This is a genomic window from Candidatus Cryptobacteroides sp., from assembly GCF_056207615.1.
Genome location: NZ_JBAEER010000051.1, coordinates 25,842 through 34,879, shown reverse-complemented (window position 1 = coordinate 34,879; position 9,038 = coordinate 25,842). Strand labels below are relative to the sequence as shown.

General features: G+C 52.9%; 4 protein-coding genes. All 4 read left to right on the top strand.

All coding sequences use genetic code 11. From position 1 onward, the window contains the following. Positions 1–2,041 (top strand): two-component regulator propeller domain-containing protein (locus AC06ND_RS03215; protein ID WP_475677555.1); only part of this gene is annotated, 2,041 nt, incomplete at its 5' end. A 295-nt stretch (positions 2,042–2,336) separates the two neighbouring features. Next, the gene (locus tag AC06ND_RS03210) at positions 2,337–4,058 is read left to right on the top strand and encodes a hypothetical protein (protein WP_475677554.1); all 1,722 of its coding nucleotides are present in this window, start codon (positions 2,337–2,339) and stop codon (positions 4,056–4,058) included. Positions 4,059–4,074: 16 nt separating this feature from the next. Further along, positions 4,075–7,272 carry a SusC/RagA family TonB-linked outer membrane protein gene (locus AC06ND_RS03205; protein WP_475677553.1) on the top strand — a complete coding sequence of 1,066 codons (3,198 nt, stop codon included), beginning with the start codon at positions 4,075–4,077 and terminating at the stop codon, positions 7,270–7,272. 27 nt (positions 7,273–7,299) lie between these two features. Continuing rightward, entirely contained in the window at positions 7,300–9,024 is a 1,725-nt protein-coding gene (locus AC06ND_RS03200; protein ID WP_475677552.1) for a RagB/SusD family nutrient uptake outer membrane protein, read from the top strand. The last annotated feature ends 14 nt before the right edge of the window (positions 9,025–9,038 follow it).

Below are 9,038 nucleotides of genomic sequence, written 5' to 3'. Positions count from 1 at the left end.
TGCACTTCTGAGCAGCGAATTCCTGAACTGCATCAAGGTTTATGGAGATTATATATGGATAGGTACAGAGAGTGCAGGATTCGTACAGATATATCCTAAGCTCCTGCCGGTGGAGAACTACTCGGGGGCTAAAGGGAATGGACTTACCTTGCCCCCGAACCCTGTCAATGCGATATTCGAGGACAGCCACGGCAAGCTTTGGATAGGCAATGTGGAGGCTGGTCTGAGCTGCATGAGCAAAGAATGGGAAGGATTCCGCAGATTCACGACGGAAAACGCAGGATTGAGCCACAATTCCGTCAGCACGATTGCGGAGGACGACATGGACAGGCTCTGGGTGGGCACCTGGGGCGGCGGAGTCAACATAGTCTCGACCCAGCTTCCGCTGAAGGTAATGGGAAGCATCACTCCGCGACAGCAGGTTCCGGACTGGATGAGCTACATCGGTTCGCTCTGCATGGACAGGAAGAACAGGCTGATGTGGATAGGTACCAATGTGGGCATATATTACTATGACATGGAGAAGGAGACGCTGCTCCCTGCTCTCAAGAATCAGGCTTACGGAAGCATAGGCTCGCTTATCGACAGGAACAACAATCTCTGGATCGGCACGCAGGAAGGAGTGTTCATCTTCGACCTCGACAGCAGGATAGTCTCGGCAGAGGGGATGGAATTCCCGTACCTTAATTACAGGTGCAAACTCGACGATCCGGACAGCAAGGTCCTAGAAAAGATCACCTGCTTCTGCGAGGCTGCGGACGGTACGATATGGGTCGGCAGCAACGGAAACGGAATCTACAAGTCCGTATATTCAAGCGACGGAAGCTATTCGTTCGTAAACTATGGCCATGAGGAAGGCCTGGTGAACGACTGCGTCAAGGGCATACTGGAAGATCAGGACGGAGTGCTCTGGATCTCTACCGAGAGCGGTTTGTCAAAGTTCAACCCGGAGAACGGAAGATTCACCTCCTATTCAATCCTCGACGGTCTGGAATCAAGCCATTTCTATTGGAACGCATCTTTCAGGGGCAGCGATGGAAGGCTCTATTTCGGCCATGTGAACGGCATGTCCGTGATCAACCCGGGCAATATCGTCAGCAGGCTGAGCCACCCAGACCTCCATTTCACTGCCATCTCCGTAGGTGAAAAGGTTTCGCACGACATCAGTCCACGGAGACTGAAGATACACGAAAGGGACCGTTCGATAGGCATCCAGTTCTCTTCTCTCAGTTTCGGGCCGGAGCAGTCGACCAGCTATTCCTACATGATGGAAGGCCTGGACAGCGAGTGGTTCGAACTTCCTATGCACAGGAACTTCATCACATTCCCTTCACTGAGCAGCGGAAGGTACATACTTCATGTCAGAGCACACGACCCTGCCGGAGAGATAATAGGAAACATAGAGCTCTCGATAAGAGTGGCGCCGTATTTCTACCACTCGATGTGGTTCTACGTAATCATGCTCATCCTTCTCGCATCTGCCGGTCTGTGGTATCAGAAATGGAAAATGAAGTCACTGGTAAAATACAAGCAGCAGCTTCAGGAAAAGGGTGAGGAAACGACACGCGAAATATCTCAGCAGAAACTTCTCATCGAGCAGAAAGCCGATGAGCTTGCTCGTCAGAACCTCATACTCAGCAGGCAGAACGAGGAACTCGCCGGCCAGAAGATCCTGAACGCTCAGGAGAACAGGTCGCCTGAAGAGACCAAGAACGAGAAGTTCGTCGCCAAGGCTCTAGAGGTAGTCCGCGAATATTACAAGGATCCAGAGCTCGACGTCGCAACCTTCTGCAGTGCGATGGGCCTTAGCAAGACCCTCCTCAACAAGAGAATGCAGGAAGCGATGGGCCATTCTGTCGGACAGTTCATCAGGACATACCGTCTATCTATCGCCCGCGAGATGCTCATCAACAACTCCGTGAGCAAGACCATGAACATATCCGAGATCGCATACGAGGTCGGATTCAACGACCCTAAATATTTCACGCGCTGCTTCACCAAGGAGTTCGGAGTATCACCTAGTTCATTCCCCAAAGAGTAGTGTCCAAAAATCCACCTTTTGTGTTTGTTTGTTCACTTCTTTAGTTTTAAAGAACTATACATTTGCGGTGGATAATCCACAAATGTTATGACACTGAAACGATTCATGGCCATTTTGGCTACGATTCTGCCGTATTCTCGAGGTTCTGTGCAGAAATACGATCGTTCAAATATCTACCATGTGAACCCGCCGGTACACGAGTCATCCACGAGTCGTCCGGACGGGCTGAACTGCATTTTATAGTAATCACATATCAACAACAATTATCAACTCTAAAAATCAAAATCGTAAAAGCATGAAAACTCCAAGATTGATGCTAAGCGTACTCTGCACTGCAGCATTCACTGCAGCGGTGTCCGTCAGCTGCTCGGAGATCTCGATGATCGAGATCAACGCTCCTGAGGACCTCCAGAGCAGGATCGATGAGATAGCGGAGAAGAACAAGAAGGACACAGGTGATACCACCTATGTCACGATTGCTAACGCTATCGTCGGAGCTGAGGACTGTTCATCAGGCTGGTGGACTGAATTCTCAGATTATTTCCCTGTACCTTCGAACAAGCTCCTCCACCTCGAGTTTGTAAACCATGGTTCAGGTGCCAACAACTGGAACAACTGGAACCTCTGCCTTTCAAAGGGCAAGCGCGACGGCGACGGTTACAGCGAGTATTTCGTCATCCGCTCAGACGCATACGGCTGGGGTAACGGTGACTACAACGGTGCCCTTATCGGCACCGACTATGAGGACCTTGACGGCGACGGCGACGTCTGGAACGACTTCCGTGAAAACATTCAGGGAGCGACCGTCGAGATGGAAATCGACCACTCTATATCAGGCTACGCCTTCGTAACCGCAAAGATGACCAGCAAGGACGGCTCTGTCGTAATGACTGAGACCTACAACCACCCTGTCAGCTCAGATGAGTTCAACGCATTCCTCATCTGCGACGGCAGCTGGTTCGAGATGAAGAAGGCATACCTCATTCCTTCAAAGATCGCAGCAGTGGAGGATCAGCAGCCAGTATCTATCGTGGCTGCAGGCTACCCTACCGCACTCGAGATCGGCGATGAGGACTACTGGGGCGAGGCTGTCGCTACCGTAACCTTCGAGGACGGTTCCGTAGCTGTTGCCGAGAAGGACGACATCACCTTCACCGTGGTTCCTGACCTCACCACTGTCGGAAGCAAGACCGTAGTATACTCTTACAGCAAGACCAAGCAGGGCAACTATGGCAAGTCTGTCAACAACTTCTACACTATCGAAGTCACCAACCCTATCGTGAGCCTCGAGGCGTCAGCCAAGGTTAACGTTATCGGAAACGCCAAGTATGTGACCCTCTCAGCCGGTGCATTCCAGGTAGAGGCAACCTACAGCGACGGCAGCAAGTCTATGCTTGCTCCTACCCAGTTCACCGTAGCATACGCAGGTGACAAGTTCGTACACGAGGCTACCGCAGGTACCGTGGAGAACGCAGCAACCATCACCTACACCTCTGCTTCAGGCAAGACCGTCGAGACTTCAGCAAGCCTCGTTATCGCCAAGAGTGCCAACGAGCCTCAGACAACTCAGGTCGGCGCTTCTGACTTCAGCACCGGTTGGTGGGTTCCAGAGGGATTCTCTAAGGAGTGGCATGTAGCTCCATACACCAGCGAGACCGTGACCATGATGGTCGGTTCCGACAACCTCGCAAACTTCCACAGCCCTTGCACCGCTCTCCGTGCAGCAGACCTCACCGAGTACGCAGTCGTACGTGAGGACCACTTCGGTTGGGGCGGCGGTTACGACACCGTCGTAGCTAGCAGCAACTGGGATTGGGACACCTTTGCAGCAAACATCAACGGTTCCGAGATCACCATCACCGTGACCAACTGTGGCGACAACACCGCCAACATCCGTTACCATGTGATCTATGCAAACGGCAAGGAGCACTTCCAGTACTATGACAACCTTGGCGTGAACAGCAGCGACCTCAACTTCTGCAACATCGTCGAGGAGGCTTACCTCAATTACCTGTAAAATTGAACGATAGAATATGAAAAATACATTTGCGAAAGCACTTCTCTGCGCAGCCCTCGCAGTTGCTCCGGCAGCTAGCTTCAGCGCATTTGCAGCAGATGCTATGGCTCAGCAGGCAGACAAGGTGACCGTCAAGGGTCAGGTTGTCGAGGAAAGCGGCGAGCCAGCAATGGGTGTCGGCGTCATGGTAGCAGGTACCACCATCGGTACCACCACCGACTTCGACGGCTACTTCACTCTCTCTGTTCCTGCAAACGCAACCCTCCAGTTCGTGGGCCTCGGCTACGAGACCATCGAGATGGAGCTCGCAGGACGCACCGACCTCGGTGTCATCACCATCAAGTCTGAGAACACTCTCCTCGACCAGATCGTAGTCGTTGGTTACGGTTCACAGAAGAAGGCCGACCTCACCGGTTCAGTATCGATCGTCGACGCTGACGAGATGAAGAAGGTTTCAAACAGCAACATCTCGACCATGCTCGAGGGTAAGGTTGCCGGTGTCCAGATCACTTCAGACGGTCAGCCTGGTGCTGATCCTGCAGTCCGCATCCGTGGTTTGGGTAGCTTCGGTAGCACAGCTCCTCTCTATGTCATCGACGGTGTGCCTATGGGAACCACCATCCGCGACTTCTCTCCAAACGATATCGAGACCATCCAGGTCCTCAAGGACGCATCTGCAGCCGCTATCTACGGTTCGCGTGCAGCAAACGGTGTGATCATCATCACCACCAAGGGCGGTAAGAAGGATCAGCCAGTACGCGTTGACTACTCCGGATATGTAGGTATCGACAAGATCAAGAGTGGCGTTTACAGCGTGATGGATGCATCTCAGTACAGCGACTATGTACGCACTGCATACACCAACAGCAACATGGCCATCCCTTCAGGCTACGACGTGAACAGCGAGAACTATATCGATCCTAAGAAGGTCAACACCGACTGGTACGACGAAATGTTCAAGCTCGGTATCCGCCAGAACCACAACATCAACCTCTCCGGCGGTGGACAGAACAACACCTACAACGTCGCTCTCGACTACTTCAGCCAGAAGGGTACCCTCCAGGGTGCAGGTCCTAACTACGACCGTTTCACCGCACGCGTGAACAACACCATGGATGTGAAGTTCATCAAGTTCAGGACCGGTATCGTATATAGCCACAGCGCACAGGACAACATGGGTCTCTCGAATGCCAACGAGTATGTGCAGGGTCTCTACGGCCAGCAGTACCCGGTGATGGCATCTGCACTCCTCATGCCTCCTACCATCAAGGCTTACGACGACAAGACCTGGTGCCTCGACGACGTGATCGCAGCAGCTCCTAACTACAGCTACGATGCTTATGGCTACGGTACCTACTATGACAAGATTCATGGTGACCTCCGTATGACCAACCCTCTCCTCACCAACAATCTCCTCGAGAGAAACTCAAAGGTTGACCGTATCGTCGCTACTGGTACAGCTACCGTGGACCTCCTCGGTATGTTCGGTTACAGCAACCCTAACCAGAGCCTCACCTACAACCTCAACCTCTCTTACAGCAGGACCTTCGCGAAGGACTTCACCTTCATCCCTGCGTTCATCGTAAGTTCTACCAACTACCTCGACAAGAGCAACGAGAAGCTCAACGAGGGTTACAGGACATACAGCGACGGCCTCATCGAGAACTACCTCACCTATGACGGAAAGTTCGGCCGCAACCACGTCAATGCAGTGCTCGGTTACACCTTCGAGCGTGAGTATTATCACACTCTCACCGGTACCGGTACCAGCATGCCTGAGCCTTACTATCTCCAGGTCGGCAACGCCGCCACCAGGGACGCAGGCAGCTACGAGAGCGAGCATGTCCTTGCTTCATACATCGGCCGTATCAACTACGACTTCGATGGCAAGTACCTCCTCCAGGCAACCGTTCGTCGTGATGGTTCAAGCCGCCTTTCTTCACTCAACCACTGGGATTGGTTCCCTTCATTCTCTGCAGGTTGGAGAATCGACAAGGAGAACTTCTTCAATGTTGATTCACGCAAGGTGAGCCTCTTCAAGATCCGCGCAAGCTACGGTATCCTCGGTAACGAGAACATCGGTGAGTACCAGTACATGGACACCATGGTACGTGGTAACTACACCTACAGCTTCGGTGGCAACAAGGTGACCGGTTCAGCAGTTTCCAACTACGTGAACGAGGCTATCCGCTGGGAGAAGAAGAAGACCCTCGACGTAGGTTTCGACCTCGGTCTCTTCAACAGCAGACTCGAGATCAACGGCGACTACTACCGTGCAGTCTCTGAGGACCTCCTCTACAGCGTGGCAGTTCCTGCCGAGGCAGGTGTCACCAACGGAAGCGTGACAATGAACGCAGCTACCATGGTGAACAGCGGCTTCGAGCTCGCAGCAGCATTCCACAACTACGACCATGCGCTCAAGTACGACATCTCCGGTAACGTTACCATCCCTCAGAACAGGGTTACCTCTCTCGGTATCTCAGGTGAGGGCCGTACCGACGGCTTCTGCCGTACCGAGGTCGGCAAGGAAGTTGGTCAGTTCTACGGTTATGTATATAATGGTATCTTCCAGAGCCAGGACGAGATCGACAACTATACCAATGCAGAGGGCAAGCATGTGAACCAGAACGGTGCGCAGCCAGGTGACGTCGCTTATGTCGACGTGAACAATGACGGCGAGATCACCGACAAGGACCGCGACTTCATCGGCAACGGTATGGCAAAGGTCAACTTCGGTCTCAGCTTCCGCATCGAGTACAAGGGCTTCGACCTCAGCGTCGCTACCTTCGGTGCAGCAGGCTTCAAGGTGCTCGACTATGTGGACATGACTCTCCGTGGCTCTTACGGCGCTACCAACAAGAGCACTGAGCTCATCAACGCTTGGACTCCAGAGAACCACAGCACCACTACTCCACGAGTAGCGTACAAGGCTGAGGGTTCAGTCACCAACGACCTCTTCTCAGCTCGCTTCCTCCAGAACGGTTCATACTGGAAGATCTCTAACATCGAGCTCGGCTACAACTTCAAGGACGAGTGGTTCAAGGGCATCATCTCAGGCGCACGCCTCTATGTATCTGCCCAGAACATCGCAACCCTCTCAAAGTACAGAGGCTACAACATCGACTTCGCAGGTGGCACATTCACCCCAGGTTACAACTACTGCTCATACCCAACCCCTATGACAGTGATGTTCGGTGCTAAGCTTTCATTCTAAGAAGTCCAACCAGAAAACCAAGAACAAATGAAAAAGATCAATATAATTCTGGGAGCCCTCGCGATTGTATGTGGCATGGCGTCTTGCAACTCTGCACTCGACGTCAAGAACCCTAACAACCAGACGACTTACGACTTCGGCGCGACCGAATCAGACCTCAGGGAGGCTCTCGTGGCATGCTACAACAGAATCCGCCTCGAGGGCACATTCGCCCGCGTAGGCTACACCATGGACGCTGTCCGCGGTGACGAGGTATGGAACGCATCACAAATCTGGTACCTCCCATACGACAACCTCAACGTTGCCAACACCGACGAGATCGGTTGCCAGTGGATCTGGCGTGACTGCTTCCACGTCGTGAACCGTTGCAACTTCATCATCACCAAGATCGAGAACGCAAAGATTTCCGAGAAGGCTTACAACGAGATCAAGGGTCAGGCATACTTCCTCAGAGGTCTCGCCTACTATGAGCTTGCAACCTACTATCAGACAGTTCCTCTCTTCAATGACTACAACCAGTACTCGTCTCTCGAGACCATGTTCGCAAAGAACGTGAGCCAGAACGAGATCCTCGACCAGGTAGAGGCTGACCTCATCGCAGCGATGGATATGCTCCCTACCAAGGATGCTGGCGGTGAGTTCGCAAAGGGACGCGCTACTTCAGGCGCTGCTGCCGGCTACCTTGCACGTGCATACATGTTCCGTCACGACTATGCTGCCGCTCTCGACCTCCTCGAGAAGATCATACGCGGCGAGTTCGGTCATTACGAGCTCATGGATGACTTCGGTGCGAACTTCAAGGAAGGCGCTGCTTTCGAGAACAACAACGAGAGCCTCTTCGAGGTTCAGTTCGTAGACCATGACCTCCAGGGCACTGACGAGGAGTGGACTCCTGTCAACATCAGCTCAAACGCTACCCAGGGCCATGCCGTAGAGAGCAACTACGGTCCTAGCGAGTATGGTAGCTGGGGTGACCTTGCTGCTGCAGACTGGCTCTATGAGCTCTTCAAGTCAGAGCGCTGCACCGACGGTAAGCTCGATCCACGTCTCTACTGGACCCTCTGCACCTATGAGGCAGAGTATGATTCTTACACCGGAACCAAGACCGCAGCTTACCCTGCAGGCGACCCACGTAAGAACGAGCTCTACTGCAATGCAATCACTGCAACTCCTGTATCTAACCCTACCAACGGCGGTATCCCTGTGGCTAAGTTCACCAACGCTCGCCTCGGTCTCAGCGACAAGATCGTCACCGGTCTTCACTGCGGTATCAACCTCCGCATGATGCGTTATTCTGACGTCCTTCTCCGCGCTGCAGAGTGTATCAACGAGATCAGCGGCCCTAACCAGGTTGCCATCGACTACATCAACGAGGTTCGTGTACGTGCTGCACTCCCTAGGCTTGAGCTCAAGGACTTCACTACTGCTGACGCTCTCTTCGAGCAGATCGCAAACGTTGAGCGTCCAAAGGAGTTCGGTTGCGAGAACGGCCGTGGTATCGACCTCATCCGTTGGGGCTTCTTCTACAGCCAGGATCGTCTCAACCAGATCATCGAGCACAGCACATTCAATGCTGCCGGCAGCGTTGACGCTTCACTCAGCTACTACAAGCCAGGTCACGAGTACTTCCCTATTTTCCAGGGCACTCTCGATGCAAACCCTAACCTTAATGGTAACTCAGCGAACGACAACCACGACAATGCGGAGGAATTCTTCGCAGCTGGTTACAGTGTTCACCCTGTAGTTAAGTAAAAATTCATATCTTT

What these genes read in the sequence shown, in the direction of transcription:
- AC06ND_RS03200 (WP_475677552.1), top strand. Translation starts at nt 7,300, where the DNA reads ATGAAAAAGATCAATATAATTCTGGGAGCCCTCGCGATTGTATGTGGC.
- AC06ND_RS03205 (WP_475677553.1), top strand. Translation starts at nt 4,075, where the DNA reads ATGAAAAATACATTTGCGAAAGCACTTCTCTGCGCAGCCCTCGCAGTT.
- AC06ND_RS03210 (WP_475677554.1), top strand. Translation starts at nt 2,337, where the DNA reads ATGAAAACTCCAAGATTGATGCTAAGCGTACTCTGCACTGCAGCATTC.